The sequence below is a fragment of the Aquifex sp. genome (genome assembly GCF_056494385.1).
On the sequence record NZ_JBSLZM010000100.1, the window covers coordinates 1 to 17,816 of the forward strand.

The following is a 17,816-nucleotide window of genomic DNA, read 5'->3' on the forward strand; positions in this document are numbered from 1 at the left end:
CCCTAAAGTAATTAAGGGATTTAACACAACCTTTTGTAAACGGGGCTAAATTTAATGTTATGAAAGTTAAGGAGCTTACGGAAAAGCAGAAGGCGTTTCTGAAAAATGTTTTTGAGATTGATGAGCTCCCGGAAGAGAAAGAGCTAAGGGAGTTTCTTGAAGAGAAAGGGTGCAAGTTATATGAGTGTAAGGGTTGCGGAAAGCTTATATTTCACGATAATTACGAGTTCTGGAATTTAACCGATTGTTGCGATGATAACTCTAAGCTCGTTGAAGATGGAGTTCTATGCGAGGTATGTTATGCAAGAACTCCTGAAAACCTGAAGGATTGGATATTTTTCCGACCTACGTGGTATCAAAAGGTTGACTTTGAAAAGTAATGCCCTCGTTCAGGGATATAGAAGAGGTAAGGGAGTTTATCAGAAAAACGGATAAAGATACAGCTGTATATGTTGGTTGTGATTCCAGACAGTTAAGGGACAGAACGGTATTCGTCACGGTTATAGTAGTTCACCTTAGCTCAAAGCATGGTGCAAAGGTTTTTTGGAAGGTGGATAAAACTAAAAAGATAAGCTCCCTAAGACAACGGCTTATGGAGGAAGTAAACAGAGCTGTTTACCATGCTCTTCTTATCTCGGATGTTATTGACGGAAGGCACTTTGAGGTTCACCTTGATATAAATCCCGAGGGAAACACCGCCTCAAGCGTAATAGTTAAGGAGGCTGTCGGATACGTCCTTGCCCAGGGATTAAAGCCCGTCCTAAAGCCCGATGCTATAGCTGCTTCTTGTGCCGCGGACTACATAACGGAGAAGTATTAATTCTTTTTCAATAAGGACAGCTTTATCTCACACTCAAATATGAACTCAAGAGCTTCCGTATGAATTAGCGCTTCCTTCATGCTTCTTCCCCAGGTGTATAAGCCGTGTCCCTCTATGAGAAAGCCGTATCTGTCTTCATTGTTTTTAAAAAATTCCTCAACCTTCTTCGAAAGTCTTTCCATGTTTTGGTCGTTTGGAAATATGGGAATTCTTATCTTTGCTTCATGGGTGTGTATATCCGGAAAGGCTTTCAGAAGCTCGTAATCTTCCAGCTCAACAAAGTCTTTTAAAACCATTGATATAACCGTTGCGTTTGGAGAGTGGGTGTGAACAACCGCGTTAACGTTCGGAAAGACTTTATACACAGCTATGTGGAGTAGAGTTTCTGCGGAGGGTTTTCCCTCCCCGAGGGGCTTTCCGTTCATGTCGACGAGAAGTATATCCTCAGGTGTTAGCTTTCCCTTATGCTTTCCGGAACTTGTTATAGCTACGAGTTCGTTACTCACTCTTACGGAAATGTTTCCGCTCGTTGCAGGAACCCAACCTCTTTGGTGGAGTTCCCTGCCGGCTTCTATTATCTCCTCTACCGCTTCCGAAAACCTTTTTAGAAGCTCTGAGTTCATAGCTCCACCTTTATACTGTCTTTCCCGTCGTATTTCGGAGAGAATACCGCAAGGAGAACCGAGATATCCGAGGTATTTTTATAAAAGTGAACCGCTTTTTTCGGTATAAATGCCACGTCTCCTTCCTCTAGTTCTTCAACCCTTCCGTCAAGGTATAACTCCCCCTTACCCTTAATAACTATGAACGTGAGGTCGTGTTCAGCGTGGTAATGGGGCTTTTCGGAGGTCTTTATAAACACGAGAAGCTGGGTTATGTTTTCAGTTTCGTTCAGCTTGATTGCTTCTATTTCCTTCACATTCTTTACCTTCTCATCTATCAGTTCGTCAAGAACCTGAACCAGTGAAGGGGAAAACACCTTCATAGCTTCAGCTCCTCAAAGCTCTTTATCTGCTCAAACTCAGAAGAAGGTTCAACACCTTCCCTTATAGCTTGAAAGACCTTTATTCCTGTCTTCCGTGCAGCCTTGAGCTCTTCAGGATTGTCGGATATGAATACAACTTCCTCGGGATTCAGGTTTATTTCCTTAAGTATTTTCCCATAGGATTCCGCATCTTTTTTACTTCCAATTCTCGTGTCAAAAAATCCGCTGAAAAGCTCTAAAATGTTCCCATAGTTTGTGTGAGAGAAGAAAAGCTTCTGAGCTTTTACAGAACCCGAAGAGTATATGTAAACGGGAATTCTCCTTTCCTTCCACTCCCTTATCTTCTCATAAGCGTCCTCGTAAAGGGGGGCTACGAGCTCACCGCTTTTGAAGCCCTTCTCCCATATGTATCCCTGTAGTTCCTTGAGGGGTGTTATTTTTTTGTCCTCTTCTATCCACCTTTTAAAGGTCTCAACAGCTTCTTCTAAACTTAGCTTCTTCCCGAGTATCTCCTCCGTTTCCCGAATAATCCTCCTTACCTCCGGTTTTTCCCAGTTTTCCTTAAGAAATTCCTCAAGTCTTTCCTTTGAGTAAGGAAACATAACCTCTTTTACGAAAGAAAGCGGTGCTATAGTTCCCTCTATATCAAGGATTATCCCTTTAATCATTCACAACTTCCTCGTATTTCGGAAACCTATCCGCTATGTCCGACCCTGTGTATTGTGCTACCCATCCCTCTTCGGTTGTAAAGAGCCTTATGCACTTGAAGTTTGGACTGTCCCCCATATCAAACCAGTGTTTCGTGTTCGGCGGAACGCTTATGAGATCTCCCGCGGTGCAGTGGAGTATGTAAACCTTATCGTTCGGGTGAAGGTAAAAAACACCGTCCCCGTAGACGAAATACCTAACCTCAAAATCACTGTGCGTGTGTTCCTTAAGGAATTTATCCCTCAGTTCTTGTTTTTTAGGATGATCCGGGGTCATAGCTATAACGTCGTAAGATTTAAACCCGTATTTGTTTATAAGCTTATCTATCTCATGCTTGTAAGCTTCTATAATCTCCTCGTCGGAAGGGTTATCACCCAGGGGTTTATTTGCAGTCCACCTTTCAAATAAAACGTTTATCTCTTCAAGCTTCTTCGCTATCTCTTCCGGAGAGGTTATATCCTCTATAAGCTCACCGCTTTCCGTGTAAATCTTTAACCTGCTCATAGAAAATATAATAGTTTATAAATATCAGAGGTAATAAATTATGAAAGCGGGAATAGTTCTCGGAACGAAGCCGTCCAATCCCCTTGAGTTCTGGGTGGGGGTTGAGAAGGGAAAGCTTGTTCAGCTTGACGACGTTATAGTTGTAAACTCAAAGGCGGACGGCACCAACACCGAAGTAAAGTTTTACGGAATTGTTCAAGAGGTCGTTAAGTATCTTGAAGGTGTTGAACTCGTTTACGATGCTCAACTCGTCAACAGCGGTGTTGTTCCCGCAAACCTCGCATACATGGCAAAGGTTTCTGTAACACGTATAGAACCCGAGATATTTATTCCCCCTAACCCCGGAGACCCCGCATACAAGGCGGAGGGTATAGACTTTGAGAAAGCTCTTTATTACGACAATATGAAGAGAAAGATACCTGCGGGACTTACGAGAAACGGGGACGTAGTTTATCTCAATTACGACTTTATAAACGGAAGGGAAGGCGCTCACATATCTATATCCGGAATGTCCGGTGTGGCTACTAAGACTTCCTACGCCTTATTTCTGCTTTACTCAATATTCCAGAAGGCTGACGACAGAACAAGGATTCACGGAATTATCTTTAACGTAAAAGGAAAGGACTTACTCTGGATAGATAAAAAGAATAAGAGGTTTACGAAGGAGCACAGGGAAGCCTTTGAGAAACTGGGACTTCCTCCCGAGCCCTTCAAGAATGTATCCTTTTACGCACCTCCCGAACAGGAATGGAGCGAAGTTCCCTCATCGGGAGACAGAAAAGAGGGAGTTAGCGTTTACAAGTGGTCTATGAAGGACTTTGCCCAGGAAGGACTTTTAAGGTTTCTATTTGCGGAAGGAGACGAGGGAACTACCTCCCTTCACTACGTCATAGACAGAGTTTCGGAAAAACTCCAGCAGTTGGCAAAGGAAAGCCCGGGGAGTGTTTTACTTGACGAAAACGGTAGGGAGATAAACTCATTACACGAACTTTTAAAACTACTTCAGGAGGTAATAGAAGACAGGGAAACAAAGAGGGACCCCGACAGGTATAGGGAGTGGTTCGGGACGGCTGCAACCTCAACCGCTTACGCCTTTTTAAGAAGGTTTCACCACGCAGCATCCCACGTAAAGCATCTCGTCCACGGAGATAGGACGAGACAGATAGACTGGAGAGATAAACAGCTCAGTGTTATAGACATCTCGGACCTTCACGGAATAGCGAAAATGTTCGTCGTCGGTTCGATTCTTAAAAGGATATTCAAAGAGAAGGAAGAAAGCGGAAATCCTTATCCGAAGGTTTTCGTAGTTCTTGACGAACTCAACAAGTATGCTCCTAAAGATAAGTGGAGTCCCATAAAAGACATACTCCTTGACATCGCGGAAAGGGGGAGAAGTCTGGGAGTTATACTCATAGGTGCTCAACAAACCGCAAGTGAGATAGAAAAGAGGATAGTTGCGAACGCAGCGGTTAAAGTTACGGGAAGGCTTGACAGCAGTGAAGTTCTCAGCAAAGAATACGAGTTTCTCACCGGAAACTTCCGCCAGAGGGCTATAATGCTTAAGAAGGGAAACATGATTTTATACCAACCTGATATTCCTAACCCCGTCATGATTAAATTTCCCCTCTCTCCGTGGGCTACTAAGAAAGAGGAGGTGGAGGAGGAGATAAGTGTTCCCGAGGAGTTTTCTCACTTTTAGTTTATTGTTACTGTTTGTAAGCTTCTCCTTTTCCCTTACGTTTGTAAAGGTAAGATACGGTGTCCATAAGGAAAAGATAAGGGTCGTCTTTGACCTTAGTAAAAAAGTGAAATACAGAGTTTTTGTTTTAAAAAGACCCTACAGGGTTGTAGTTGATATATTTGACAGAAAGGTAAAACTGAAAAGAATTTCCCTTCCGAAAGGTGTAAAGTATAGGGTAGGTAAACACCCCTGGGGAAGCAGAGTTGTTTTACAACCTCCTTACGAGTATGATGTAAAGACATTCTCCTTAAAGAAACCCTTTAGAATAGTTATAGACCTTTATAAGACCTTTAAGTTTAAGCCTAAGTTTGTAAAGAAGATAATAGTTATAGACCCGGGGCACGGGGGGAAGGACCCGGGAGCTATAGGTTGGAAAGGTCTAAAGGAGAAGTGGGTAAATCTCAGGATTGCCCGTTACCTTGCCTACTACCTCCGTAAGGACGGAAGATTTAAGGTAATTTTAACGAGAAGGGGAGACTACTTCGTTCCCCTCGGAAAACGTGCGGAAATAGCAATAAGGAACAAGGCTCATTTATTTATAAGTATTCACTCCGATGCAGCACCCAGAAAAAACCCGAGGGCAAGGGGAACTCAGATATTCGCTCTTTCCCCGAGCAGTGCGGAAAGGAAAAAGAGGGAGATACTGAGAAACACCTATCTCGCCAAACTTCTTATAAACGACGGCGGATACAACTACAGAAGCACACGGATAATCCTCATGGACCTCGCTTTCAAGATAACCCTTGAGGAAAGTGTTGAGTTTGCGAAAATTCTCGCAAAGGAGCTTAAGAAAACCTTAAAAAGAAAGGTTTACTTTAAAGGTATAAAAAGGGCGGGGTTTGCGGTTCTAAAAACCCCGGGGACTCCGTCCGTCCTGATAGAAGTAGGCTTTATAACAAATCCCCACGAAGCGAGGAAACTCGCGAGCAGTAGATTTCAGAGGATGATAGCATACAGTATATACAGAGCTATACTCAGATACTTCAACCTAAAGCCGAGGTAGTTTTTTCGCAAACTCGGGATTCTTTGATAAAACAAACTTTATAATCTCTGACGCCTTTTGAGGGTTCATATTTGAGAGTATTTCCCCCGCTTTTCTGGGTTTTAGCCTGAGTATAATTTCCGCCGCCAGTCTGGGCGGAAGGCTCTCAATGGTGGGAGCTATCTCATCGGCGGGAGCTTTCTCAACTGCTTTCACAATTTTCTCAACCTTCTTTTTTTCTTCCTCGGTTAGAGGGGTTTTCTTTAAAGCCTCAAGCTTCTTTCTCTCCTCACGAAGAAGCTTTACTTTTTCTTCTATAATTCTTATAATCTCGTTAAAATCCTTTTCTAAACTTTTCTCAAACTCCTTTTTAACCGCTTTTTGCGGAGCCGTTTCACCGAAAAGAAGAAGAGAAAATAACAAAAAAGCACCCATTGATTTCTTTATTATTTGAAAGAAACTCGTTTGTTGAAGCGTTATAGATATTTCTTTTTTCAACTTTTCCCTTTCTTTTTTCTTTTCAAGAATCTCAATAGATTTTAGTTCCCTTTTCACCTCCATTAATTTTTCAAGAATCTTCTTCTCTTCCGTATCAATTTTTAAAATCCTCTCCTGTGTAAGCTCTATCTTCTTCATCAGGCTTTTTAGCGTGTATAACTTTTCCAGCGAGTTTACACCCTTCTTTAGCTCTTCATACTCGGAATAAAGTAAGTCAATCTCCTTCTTCAGCTTTTCCTTCTCATTTCTCAAAGAAGCAAGTCTCTTTTTTAGTTCTTCCTCTTCCTTTTCCTTTGCGTTCCTAACTTTCTTAAACATCTATTCTCGCGAACTTTTTTCTGCCTTCCTCAAAAACATCTCCTCCGTATATGTCGTTTGCGACTACTACGGGAAAGTCCTCAACGTATAACCTTCTTATGGCTTCTGTTCCGAGGTCCTCATAAGCTATAAGTTCCGAGCTTTTTATGTGCCTTTGTAGAAGCGTCGCAACACCCCCGACCGCTGCAAAGTAAACCGCTTTATACTTCTTTAAGAGCTCCCTCACCTGCGGGCTTCTGTATCCCTTTCCTATCATTCCTTTAAGTCCGAGCTTAAGTAAGGGTTCAACGTATTTGTCCATTCTTATCGCTGTTGTGGGTCCAGCAGAACCTATTACCTGGCCGGGCTTCGGCGGTGTAGGTCCGACGTAGTATATAATCTGACCTTTAAGGTCTATCGGTAAATCTTCTCCCCTATTTAGAGCTTCAACCATTCTTTTGTGTGCTGCATCTCTTGCGGTGTATATGTATCCCGTTATGAGAACCTTATCACCCGCCCTGAGTTCCTTTATCACATCCTCCGTAAGAGGTGTAGTAATCCTCTTCTCCATAACTTTATTCTACTACTTTTATATGTAATTCCTTAAGCTGCTTAGGGTCAACGTGGTCGGGTGCTCCCGTGAGCGGACATATTCCCTTCTGGGTCTTGGGGAAGGCTATAACGTCCCTTATAGAGTCAAGACCGAGCATAAGAGCAACTACCCTATCAAGACCGAAGGCAAATCCGCCGTGGGGAGGAGCCCCGTATCTCAAGGCCTCAAGAAGGAATCCGAATTTTTCTTTAGCTTCCTCTTTACTTATTCCGAGAAGCTTAAACACAATCTCCTGGATATCCTCCCTGTGTATACGGATAGAACCTCCGCCTATTTCTTCGCCGTTTAAAACCATATCGTAAGCCCTTGCCTTTACCGAATGAACTAGATCCTTCTTCTTCTCAAAATCTTCCGTCTCAAGAGCCTCTTTCAGCTTCGGTATATCTTCCTCCCTCGGCATAGTGAAGGGGTGGTGCAGGCTCACAAATCTTCCTTCTTCTTCGTCCCATTCCATTAACGGGAAGTCAACAACCCAGAACACATCCCACTTTCCCTCCTCTATGAGGTTGTACTTCTTCCCGAGGTGTAGCCTGAGGTTTCCTAAGATCTTATAAACCATTTCCTTATTATCCGCCGAGAAGAGTATTACGTCTCCAGGTTCCGCATTTGTTCTTTCAAGGAGTTTTTTCGTTTCCTCTTCCGAGAAGAACTTAACTATGGGGGAGGTAAGCTTATCCTTCTCAACCTTTATCCACGCAAGCCCCTTAGCTCCGAGACTCTGGACGTACTTAGTAAGCTCGTCAATCTCCTTCCTTGATAAGTTGGAACCCTTAAAGTTTATTGCCTTTACAACGCCTCCCTTTTCTATAACAGCCTTAAAAACTTTAAACTCCGTATCCTTGAATATGTCCGTAAGCTCTATAAGTTCAAGACCGAACCTTCGGTCCGGTTTATCTGTTCCGAATCTTTCCATAGCCTCCCGGTAGGATATGCGCTCAAAGGGAGTCTTCAGCTCAACACCCAAAAGTTCCTTAAAGAGCTTCGCTATAAGTCTTTCCGCAACGTCCATAACGTCCTCTTCCCTTACGAAAGACATCTCAAAGTCTATCTGGGTAAACTCGGGTTGTCTGTCAGCCCTCAGGTCTTCATCCCTGAAACACCTGACTATCTGGAAATACTTATCAAATCCCGCAGCCATAAGTATCTGTTTAAAAAGCTGGGGAGACTGGGGTAGTGCGTAAAACTTTCCCGGGTGAAGTCTTGATGGAACGAGAAAGTCCCTTGCTCCTTCCGGTGTTGACTTGGTAAGGAAGGGTGTCTCTATCTCTATGAAGCCTTCGTTTGTGAAGAAGTTCCTCGTTATCTGATAAACCTTATGTCTGAATATGAGATTATTCTTCATACTTTCCCTTCTCAGGTCTATATACCTGTAGCGAAGCTTTGTCTCTTCAGAGACGGGAGTCTCCTCCTCAACTGGGAAGGGGAGAACATCGGATATATTAAATACGAGGATTTCTTCCGCTACAACTTCAACGTATCCCGTCTTTAACTTCGGGTTTTCCGTTCCTTCGGGTCTTCTCCTTACCTTTCCTTTTACTCCTATTACGAACTCAGGCTTTAGCCTGTCGGCAATCTCGTAAGCTTTCGGACTGTTTTTTTCCTCAACTACAACCTGAACTATTCCCTCCCTGTCCCTTAGATCTATGAATATCACACCGCCGTGGTGTCTTTTCCTGTGAACCCATCCCGCAAGCTTTATCTCCTTTCCGACGTCTTCTAAGGACACCTCTCCGCAGTACTTGCTCCTTCTGAAGTTTCCAAGGTCCGTAAGCATAGGAATTTATTTTTACACACTCCTCAAAAGAAAAACTTGACAAAAATTTACTCAAGAAATATTATAAAAGACAACAAAACAGGAGGTAGGGTAATGATAAGCGAGAATCTCTTTTCCGCGAAATCCCTTGAGTATCTGGAAAAGGCAAAAGAGATAGCGAAGGAGTTCAAAGACACGAAAGTTGATACGGACCACCTTATGCTCGCACTCCTTAGTGACGAAAAATCACCCCTGACGAAATACCTTGAAAAAAGGGGAATAGAGAGAAAAGAGTTTATAAAGAGGGTTGGGGAATACCTTGAAAACCTACGCTCCCAGCTGGAAAAGGCGGTAAATGCGGAAGCTCAAAACCTTATAAACCTCAGAACCCAGATAATGGAAGTTAAATCAAACATAGGAAACGTTCAATCGGAATTATCAAGGATAAGAAATGCAAAGGAAAGACTACAAAGGGAACTTGATTATGCAAGAAGATACGGTGACTGGTGGAGTGCGGAAACTTTGGAGCTTGAACTAAGACAGCTTGAGGCAACCGAAAACAACATAAGGAGACAACTTGAACAGGTAGAAAAGAGTCTTAGCACTGTATTTGCTCCGGAAGATGTTAAGGCGTTCCTTGAGAACAAGCTCTCCATAGACGGACTCATAAGGAAAGCTATGGAAAAATCCTCGCTAATTGAACAGGTAAAGGAGCTCGGTATATCTCCAGACAGAGTAATGGATAAGATAGCGGAAAAAGTCTTTGGGAAGAAACCCGCCTTTGACTACAGTCAGTATTTAACTCAGGTTCTTGAGAAGGCTCAAGATAAGGCTGTATCCGAGGGTGAATCTCAGGTAAGTCCCGCCCACATCGCAGCAGCTCTTATAGAGGCAAAAGAAACCATAGCGGGTAAATTAATAAATCAAGTTTTAGGAGGTGAAAAAGAGATGAAGAAGGACGTAACTCAGGAGCTAAAAGAAGAAGAAAAGTCTCCTCTTGAACGTTTCGGTGTAAACCTTAACGAGCTCGCAAGACAGGGTAAGCTTGACCCCGTAATAGGAAGGGAGAAGGAGATAAACCAAGTAATAGAGATACTCCTGAGGAGAACGAAGAACAACCCCGTTCTCGTAGGTGACCCCGGAGTTGGTAAAACCGCCATAGTTGAAGGACTTGCCCAGAGGATAGTTAACAAGGAAGTTCCCCCGGAACTTCAAGATAAGGAGATATGGTCAATAGATATGGCCTCCCTGCTTGCGGGTTCAAAATACAGGGGAGAGTTTGAAGAGAGATTAAAAGCCTTACTTGACGAGGTAAAGGAAAAAGGCAACGTCATACTCTTCATAGATGAGATACACACCGTTGTGGGAGCGGGTGCTGCGGAAGGTGCGGTTGACGCAGCGAACATAATGAAGCCCGCACTCGCAAGAGGTGAGATTAGAGTCATAGGTGCTACAACCGTTGACGAATACAGGAAGTATATAGAGAAGGACCCTGCTCTTGAGAGAAGATTCCAGCCGGTATTTGTAGATGAGCCTACCGAAGAACAGACGATAGAAATCCTTAAAGGACTCAGACCGAAGCTTGAGCAATACCACAAGGTAAAGATATCGGACGAGGCTATAGAAGCTGCTGTCAAGCTCACGAAGAGATACGTAACGTTCAGAAGGCTTCCCGACAAGGCTATAGATGCCCTTGACCAAGCTGCGGCAAGGAAAAAGCTGAAGGTAATAGGCGTTCCCCCCGAAGTTCAAGAAATAGAGAGAAAGATTAAGGCTCTTGAGGAAGAAATAATAGAGGCTAACCTTAAGGGAGACTACGAAAGGGAAGCACAGCTCAAGATACAGAAGGCCCAGCTTGAAAAGGAAAGACAGGAGCTTCTCAAGAAACAAGGCGGAGTTGAGGCAAAAATTCAAGAGCTTAAGAAGAAGATAGGAGAGCTTGACGAGAAGATTAAGGAAGCTGCTGAAAAGGGAGATTACGAAAAGGAGGCGGAGCTCAAGATAGAAAAGGTTAAGCTTGAAAAAGAGCTAAAGGCTCTTGAAAATCAAAAGTCTCAAGAACTCGTTGTTACTTGGGACGACGTTGCTGAAGTCGTATCCGAGTGGACCGGAATACCCGTATCAAGACTGAAGGAAGAGGAAACCCAAAAGCTCTTAAGACTTGAGGAAGAGCTTCATAAAAGAGTTGTTGACCAGGAGCACGCTGTAAAGGCGGTAGCAGAAGCAATAAGAAGGGCAAGGGCAGGACTCAAAGATCCCAAGAGACCCATAGCAAGCTTCCTGTTCTTAGGCCCCACAGGAGTAGGTAAGACAGAACTCTCAAAAGCACTTGCAGAACTCTTATTCGGAGACGAGGATGCTCTCATAAGGCTTGATATGTCCGAGTTCAAAGAAGAACACTCCATAGCTAAGCTGATAGGTGCTCCTCCCGGATACGTTGGGTACGAAGAGGGAGGAAAGCTAACGGAAGCCGTAAGGAGAAAGCCCTACTCCGTTATACTCCTTGACGAGATAGAGAAAGCACACCCGAGAGTTCTTGACCTCTTCCTACAGGTTCTTGACGATGGGAGATTAACGGACTCTCACGGAAGAACCGTAGATTTCAGGAACACCGTTATCATAATGACTTCAAACATAGGTTCTCAGTATCTACTAAACATTCCCGTTGATGCGGACGAGGAAACCCTCAACAGGGAGTTTGAAAAGGCTAAAGAGAAGGTTCTTGAAGAGCTGAAACTTTATATGAGACCTGAGTTTATAAACAGGATTGACGAGATTATAGTATTCAAACCCCTAACGATGAGGGAACTCTCCAAAATCATAGACTTGCTTATAAACAACGTTAACAAGAGACTTGCGGAAAGAAACATAAAGATAGAACTCACTGAAGAAGCAAAGAAGGAACTCGTAAGGAGAGGATACGACCCCGCATTCGGAGCAAGACCCTTAAAGAGAACAATCCAGAAGTATATAGAAACACCCCTTGCGGACAAGATAATCAGAGGAGAGGTAAAGGAAGGAATGACCGTCGTTGTGGATTACAAGGACGGAGACTTCGTATTCATACCCAAGGAGGAGTATGAAAAACAAAAGGCAACGGTTTCCGCGGAAAATAAAGAAAACTCTTCCTCCTAATTTCTTCCTTCCTTTTTGTTATACTTTTTTATCTGAACGGGGCGTAGCGCAGGTGGTAGCGCGCTGGCTTCGGGAGCCAGAGGTCGCCGGTTCGAGTCCGGTCGCCCCGACCATTGAAAATCAAAGAAAAAGTTTGAGACTCAAAGGAAAGAAGCCTTTCGGGTGAGCCTGATAAGTTTAACACAGTTTGACAGATTTTAAGTGGTTTTTAACCTTTTTAACGCCAATATAACGCCGGGATCAAATTAATCTCAGTCAAGGGTTTGAACATATATTGAAAATTCTTGACACTCTCTAACTTTGTTCTAATATTGAGAACCGGCTAAGGAGCTTGGGGCCGCCCCTATTCCTCGTTAGGAGTAAGGGCCTTCCTCTCTGGAGGAAGGAAGTGAAGATTATTCTTTAGGTAATTTTGAGTTTGTAGAACCCTTTTTTGAAAATTCATGTGATAGAGTAGTTTCTTAAATATAAGAAAGTCGAAGTCCTGAGAAAGATCGCCTGGGTCCTACCACAACCTCCCACAGTATTAAGAAGTCGGAGCCGGAAAAATAGGAATTGATCGTCCGGAGAAACTCCGCAAGCTGACGCCTGTAATACTACCCGTAAATGGTATCCGCACTTGCAAGAGATGTAAATGCCAGCAAAACTTTGTTCCAAGAAAGTAGTATAGCTTTTGTAGTGCAAGATAATTCTAACACATGAAGCGGGTTTAAAATAATACCATTCGGAAGTATGCCTGCGGAGGTCGGGGATGCAGGATACAATTGGGACTGGGATAAGATTTAATCCCGGTCTGAGGGAGGGTATAGTAATCAAAGGACCCTTTTGGAAAGAACCGATTAAAATCAACAAGGTCGAGTATATCAGCGGTGGGGAATTTATTTCTATAGTAGGTTCAACCCTTTACTCAAAAGAGCATGTGGACACCATCCTTGAAAGAGACCAGATTAAAGCTCTTGAGATAATTGATGAAACGATAAACTTCTCTTACCCATCTAAGAACCTCTTCTATTACCTGGAAGCTCTCAGGTTCAAAAATGCCTCTCTTTTTGATCCCCTTTTGGCGGTAAGTGTTTCTAAAATACACCCCCTTCCCTTTCAGATAGAGGCCGTTTACGGGTATATACTCAAACAACCGCGGATCAGGTTTATGATAGCAGACGACCCGGGGGCAGGTAAAACAATAATGGCCGGGCTCGTTATAAAGGAATTAAAGCTGAGGGGACTGGTAAAGAGAATTCTCATAGTGGTTCCCGGGCATTTAAAAGACCAGTGGAAAAGAGAAATGAAGGAAAGGTTTAAAGAGGTCTTCTTTGAATTCAACAGAAGTTCTATAGAGTCCCACTACGGAGAGAACCCTCTTGAGAGAAACGACCAGGTAATAGCCTCTATGGATTTTTTAAAGCAGGAGGACATACTGCCAATCCTGAACAGTACCCACTGGGATCTGGTTGTTGTTGATGAAGCCCACAAGATGGCAGCTTACAGATACGGAGATAAGATTCATAGAACGCAGAGATATAAACTCGGGGAAGTCCTTTCCCGAAACTCGGAGCATCTGTTGTTCTTGACCGCCACGCCTCACAGAGGAGATCCGGAAAATTTCAGGCTTCTTTTGGACCTTCTTGTCCCCGGGTTCTTCGCAAAGCCTGAAATGATAGAGGAATCTCTCAAAAACAAGGACAATCCGCTGTTTATAAGGAGGCTCAAAGAAGACCTGAGAGACTTTGAAGGAAGACCAATATTTACCAACAGGTACCCAAAAACTGTAAGATTCCGCTTATCGGAAGAGGAAAAGGAGCTATATCTTGAGGTTACAAGGTATGTTAGGGAGCAGTATAACAAAGCCATGTCTGAGCAGAAAAACCGAAACATAGCCTTTGCGCTTATGATACTTCAAAGGAGAATGGCATCGAGCACATACGCACTGGCAAAGTCCCTGGAGAGGAGGAAGGATAGACTTGAGAAACTCTTGAGGCGGGAGGGAAAACCTCTGAAGATTTCCCTGCTTGACCTTGAACCCGCTGAGGACCTTGAGGAAGAAGAAAGGTGGAAAAAAGAAGAAGAGTGGGAAACAGTCAGCCTTGCTAAAAATCCCGAAGAGTTAAGGAGGGAGATAGAAACCTTAGAAAGGTTGATAGAAAAAGCTTACAAAATAATCAGGGAAGAAAAGGAGATAAAACTCCGTGAGCTTAAAAAGGCTATTGAGGAGGGCTTTAAAAAGATAGAGGAAATGAAGGGAAATCCTAAGATCCTGATATTCACCGAATCAAAGGATACCCTTGAATACCTCGTAGACAAGATAAGAAGCTGGGGATACAGCGTTAACTTCATACACGGCGGTATGAGCTTAGATGAAAGGATAAAGGCGGAAAAGATCTTCAGGGACGAGACTCAGGTAATGGTAGCTACCGAAGCTGCGGGTGAAGGTATAAACCTTCAGTTCTGCCACATAATGATAAACTACGATATCCCCTGGAATCACAACAGGCTTGAGCAGAGGATGGGAAGAATACACAGATATGGACAGCAAAAGGATGTTTACATCTTCAATCTGGTGACAGAAGACACCATAGAAGGAAAGGTTCTCTCAAAGATGTTCGAAAAGCTCGAAGAGATAAGGGAAAAGCTCGGAAGCGACAGGGTGTTTGACGTTATAGGGGATGTCTTTCAGGGAAAGAACCTTTACCAGCTGATAGTTGACGCGGTCACCAACGCAAAGACCCTTGATGAAGTGCTCAAGGAGATGGATATAAAACCCGATGAAAACTACATAAGAAATATCAGGGAGATCCTGGGAGAATCTTTAGCGACGAGGTTCATAGACTACACAAAGATCAGGGATATGGCGGAAAAGGCCAAGGAGTACAGGCTTATCCCCGAATACGTGGAGGAGTTCTTCAAGAGAGTTTTTAAAGAAGCAGGAGGAAGCTACAGAGAACTCAGGGGAGGCTTTATAGCCGTAGACTCTATACCCTATGAGATAAGGAAAATAGCCCAGAGGCAGGACTTTAAAAACAGGTTCGGCGAGCTTATGAGAAGGTATCCAAAAGCCACCTTTGATAGCCAGAAGGCTTTTGAGAATCCCGATGCGGAATTCATTTCTTTCGGACATCCGCTCCTTGAGGCGCTCATAGAGTGGACTCTGGAGAAGTTCAGGGATGGGGCAAAAAGGGGAGCGGTCTTTGAAGACCCTTCGGGTGTCCTTAACGGATACATCTGGTTTTACATTGCTCAGGTCAAGGACGGCAAGGGAGCGGTTGCGGGGAGGAAAGTTTTAGCCATATACGAGTCCGAAAAAGAAATAAGGGAGGTAAACCCCTCCATTCTCTGGGACCTGAAACCCGCGGAGGAAACGAACGTTAATGCGGTTGCGGATGAAAGCAGGGTTAAAGGCTACGTTATAAAAGCTGTAAAAAACTACAAAGAACAGCTCCGGAAAGAAAGAGAGAGGGAAGCTCATATTAAGGAAAAGTACGGTGTCCGCTCCCTTCAGATATTGATAGCGGACATTGATGCGGAGCTGACAGAGCTGTATGAGAGACAGGCAAGGGGAGAAAAGGTTGACCTTCCCATACGCAACAAGGAGGATAGAAAGAGAAGGTATGAAGAGGCTCTAAAAGAGCTTAAGGAAGAGATAGAAAGAGAAAAGACCCTCACACTATCAATGCCCGAGCTTATAACGGTTATCAAGGTAGTGCCTCAAAGGGATGAGATGTCTGAAAATGAAGAAGTAGAAAGAATAGCCATGGAGATCGCTATGGAGTATGAAAGGAGTCAGGGAAGAGAGCCGGAAGACGTATCCAGAGAGAACTTAGGGTTTGACATAAGGTCAAAGGGCAAAGAGGGAGTGAGATACATTGAGGTCAAGGGAAGAGCAAAGGAAGGGGACGTTGCCCTTACCCCCAACGAGTGGTTCAAGGCTAAGAGATTCAAAGATCAGTATTACCTTTATGTGGTCTATAACGTCATGGATAACCCGAGGCTTGTAATAATTCAGAACCCCGCCCAGAACCTGAATCCTACGGAAGTTGTAGAGACTGTGAGATTCATTGTGAAGAAGGAGGATATACTAAAGAAGGGGAACGCGGTATGAGCAAAGAAGAAAAAGCTTTTATTGAAGGAACATTTCCCTTAAAAGAGATAAGCGATATATCCGCAAAGGAAAAGAACATACGCCACGGTCATATCTCAACACTCCACATATGGTGGGCAAGAAGACCCCTTGCAAGCTCAAGGGCTACCGCCTACGCAAGTCTCATACCCCTTCCGGAAGACCCACAGGAGGTGGAGAGAAAGAAGAGATTTGTGATACAGCTCTCCGAGTGGAAGAACTCCCTCAACCATGAGCTGATAAAGAAAGCAAGGGAAGAGATACTTAAGGCAAACGGAGGAAAACCGCCCAGAGTCTTGGACCCCTTTGCGGGAGGAGGTTCAATCCCCTTAGAGGCTCTCAGACTCGGCTGTGAGGTTCACGCCACCGAATACAATCCCGTCGCGGTTCTGATACTCAAATGCACCCTTGAGTTTCCCCAGAAGTTCGGGAGACCCAAGAAAGTAAAGGTCAAAAACAGCATGGGGCTTGAGCAGGAGGTTGAGATATCCCCCCTTGTAGAGGACGTAAAGCGGTGGGGAGAGTGGGTCCTTGAGGAGGCAAGGAAGGAGATAGGAAAGTTTTATCCCGAAGACGAAGACCGCTCCGTTCCCGTAGGCTACATCTGGGCAAGGACTATACCCTGTCAGAACCCCTCCTGCGGTGCGGAAATTCCCTTAATGAGACAGTTCTGGCTTGCTAAGAAAAGTGGCAAAAGGGTTGCCCTTTACCCTTATGTGGAGGGCAGGGAGGTAAGGTTCAGGATAGTGGGAGACTGCTACGACCCCATGCCCGAAGGCTTTGACCCCTCAAAGGGAACTATCTCAAGGGCAATAGCAACATGCTTGGTATGCGGTTCTGCGGTTGATGACAGAACCACAAGAAAACTCTTTCAGGAAAAAAAGGCAGGAGAAAGAATGGTAGCGGTAGTTCTCCACAAACCCGGAGAGCAGGGAAAGAGATACAGGATAGCCAACCACAAGGATATGGAAGTCTTCAGGTCCGCGGAGAGATACTTACAAGAGAAAAGACAGAGGCTAATGGAAGAGTGGGGAATAGACCCCGTGCCTGATGAACCGCTGAAAAGAGTTCCTGTTTCCTTTGGCGTTATCAACGTCTGGGTTTATGGTATGAACACATGGGGTGACCTCTTCAACCCCCGACAGAAGCTCGCCCTTATTACCTTCACCGAAAAGGTCAGGCTCGCCTACCGCAAGATGCTGGAGGAAGGATACGAGGAAGATTACGCAAAGGCGGTGAGTGCGTATTTGGGGTTGGGGGTGGATAGTTTAATTGAGAAAAATAACTGCTTAAGTAGATGGGCTAACACGAAAGAAACAGTAGCTGGTTCATTTAGTAGACAGGCTCTACCTATGATATGGGATTATATAGAAGTAAACCCTTGGAGTAACGCAACTGGAGATTGGAACTCCGCTTTAGACTGGATTCTCCAAGTCCTCACCCACCTTACCCGGATACCGAGGGTGGAGGGGAGTTAAGGAGTTATAATTAAGATTGGAGGATCTATTAGAATTGGAAGGAGTCAAATGAGCACTAAGCACAGACCTACCGAAATTCTGGAGATAAAAAACTTTTTATCCATAAAGGAAGCAAAAATAGAGATTAAGCCAATAACTCTTTTAATAGGGGAAAACGCTACGGGGAAGAGTGTAATATCAAAACTAGT

At 44.1% G+C, this 17,816-nt stretch carries 15 protein-coding genes and 1 tRNA gene; 9 read left to right on the forward strand and 7 right to left on the reverse strand.

Annotated features, from left to right (window positions below):
• The first annotated feature begins 59 nt into the window (after positions 1-59).
• On the forward strand, positions 60-380 hold the full coding sequence (locus tag ACWB1W_RS07715; protein ID WP_479370792.1) for a hypothetical protein: 321 nt from the start codon (positions 60-62) through the stop codon (positions 378-380).
• Positions 380-820, forward strand: a complete 441-nt coding sequence (locus ACWB1W_RS07720) for a ribonuclease H-like YkuK family protein (protein ID WP_479370793.1) — start codon at positions 380-382, stop codon at positions 818-820. Before ACWB1W_RS07715 ends, ACWB1W_RS07720 begins: the two co-directional genes overlap by 1 nt.
• Here the strand turns inward: ACWB1W_RS07720 and ACWB1W_RS07725 are convergent.
• From ACWB1W_RS07725 to ACWB1W_RS07740, 4 genes are read right to left on the reverse strand one after another with little or no spacing between them, the layout of a single operon-like run.
• Entirely contained in the window at positions 817-1,443 is a 627-nt protein-coding gene (locus tag ACWB1W_RS07725) for a methylthioribulose 1-phosphate dehydratase (protein ID WP_479370794.1), read from the reverse strand. The genes ACWB1W_RS07720 and ACWB1W_RS07725 overlap by 4 nt on opposite strands.
• Positions 1,440-1,805, reverse strand: coding sequence for a cupin domain-containing protein (locus tag ACWB1W_RS07730; RefSeq protein WP_479370795.1), 366 nt, complete (start codon positions 1,803-1,805; stop codon positions 1,440-1,442). Before ACWB1W_RS07730 ends, ACWB1W_RS07725 begins: the two co-directional genes overlap by 4 nt.
• On the reverse strand, positions 1,802-2,473 hold the full coding sequence (mtnC, locus tag ACWB1W_RS07735; protein WP_479370796.1) for an acireductone synthase: 672 nt from the start codon (positions 2,471-2,473) through the stop codon (positions 1,802-1,804). The genes ACWB1W_RS07730 and mtnC overlap by 4 nt, the downstream gene beginning before the upstream one ends.
• Positions 2,466-3,017 carry a 1,2-dihydroxy-3-keto-5-methylthiopentene dioxygenase gene (locus tag ACWB1W_RS07740; protein WP_479370797.1) on the reverse strand — a complete coding sequence of 184 codons (552 nt, stop codon included), beginning with the start codon at positions 3,015-3,017 and terminating at the stop codon, positions 2,466-2,468. The genes mtnC and ACWB1W_RS07740 overlap by 8 nt, the downstream gene beginning before the upstream one ends.
• Before the next feature lie 40 nt (positions 3,018-3,057).
• Between ACWB1W_RS07740 and ACWB1W_RS07745 the strand changes: the two genes are divergently transcribed.
• The gene (locus tag ACWB1W_RS07745) at positions 3,058-4,716 is read left to right on the forward strand and encodes an ATP-binding protein (protein ID WP_479370798.1); all 1,659 of its coding nucleotides are present in this window, start codon (positions 3,058-3,060) and stop codon (positions 4,714-4,716) included.
• Positions 4,717-4,720: 4 nt separating this feature from the next.
• Positions 4,721-5,761 carry an N-acetylmuramoyl-L-alanine amidase gene (locus ACWB1W_RS07750; RefSeq protein WP_479370799.1) on the forward strand — a complete coding sequence of 347 codons (1,041 nt, stop codon included), beginning with the start codon at positions 4,721-4,723 and terminating at the stop codon, positions 5,759-5,761.
• Here the strand turns inward: ACWB1W_RS07750 and ACWB1W_RS07755 are convergent.
• Genes ACWB1W_RS07755 through aspS form a run of 3 tightly spaced genes read right to left on the reverse strand, consistent with a single transcriptional unit; the run spans position 5,747 to position 8,922 of the window.
• On the reverse strand, positions 5,747-6,556 hold the full coding sequence (locus ACWB1W_RS07755) for a hypothetical protein (protein WP_479370800.1): 810 nt from the start codon (positions 6,554-6,556) through the stop codon (positions 5,747-5,749). The genes ACWB1W_RS07750 and ACWB1W_RS07755 overlap by 15 nt on opposite strands.
• Positions 6,549-7,106 carry a Fe-S-containing hydro-lyase gene (locus ACWB1W_RS07760; protein WP_479370801.1) on the reverse strand — a complete coding sequence of 186 codons (558 nt, stop codon included), beginning with the start codon at positions 7,104-7,106 and terminating at the stop codon, positions 6,549-6,551. Before ACWB1W_RS07760 ends, ACWB1W_RS07755 begins: the two co-directional genes overlap by 8 nt.
• 4 nt (positions 7,107-7,110) lie before the next feature.
• Positions 7,111-8,922, reverse strand: a complete 1,812-nt coding sequence (gene aspS, locus ACWB1W_RS07765; RefSeq protein ID WP_479370802.1) for an aspartate--tRNA ligase — start codon at positions 8,920-8,922, stop codon at positions 7,111-7,113.
• 93 nt (positions 8,923-9,015) lie between these two features.
• On the opposite strand from aspS, the gene ACWB1W_RS07770 reads away from it, so the two are divergent.
• From ACWB1W_RS07770 to ACWB1W_RS07790, 5 genes are all read left to right on the forward strand, one after another.
• Positions 9,016-12,036 carry an AAA family ATPase gene (locus ACWB1W_RS07770; protein WP_479370803.1) on the forward strand — a complete coding sequence of 1,007 codons (3,021 nt, stop codon included), beginning with the start codon at positions 9,016-9,018 and terminating at the stop codon, positions 12,034-12,036.
• Between the two features lie 37 nt (positions 12,037-12,073).
• Positions 12,074-12,149, forward strand: a tRNA-Pro gene (locus ACWB1W_RS07775).
• A 638-nt stretch (positions 12,150-12,787) separates the two neighbouring features.
• Entirely contained in the window at positions 12,788-16,132 is a 3,345-nt protein-coding gene (locus tag ACWB1W_RS07780; protein WP_479370804.1) for a helicase-related protein, read from the forward strand.
• Positions 16,129-17,628, forward strand: coding sequence for a DUF1156 domain-containing protein (locus tag ACWB1W_RS07785; RefSeq protein WP_479370805.1), 1,500 nt, complete (start codon positions 16,129-16,131; stop codon positions 17,626-17,628). The genes ACWB1W_RS07780 and ACWB1W_RS07785 overlap by 4 nt, the downstream gene beginning before the upstream one ends.
• 48 nt (positions 17,629-17,676) lie before the next feature.
• The coding region (locus ACWB1W_RS07790; protein ID WP_479370806.1) for an AAA family ATPase at positions 17,677-17,816 on the forward strand (140 nt) is incomplete at its 3' end.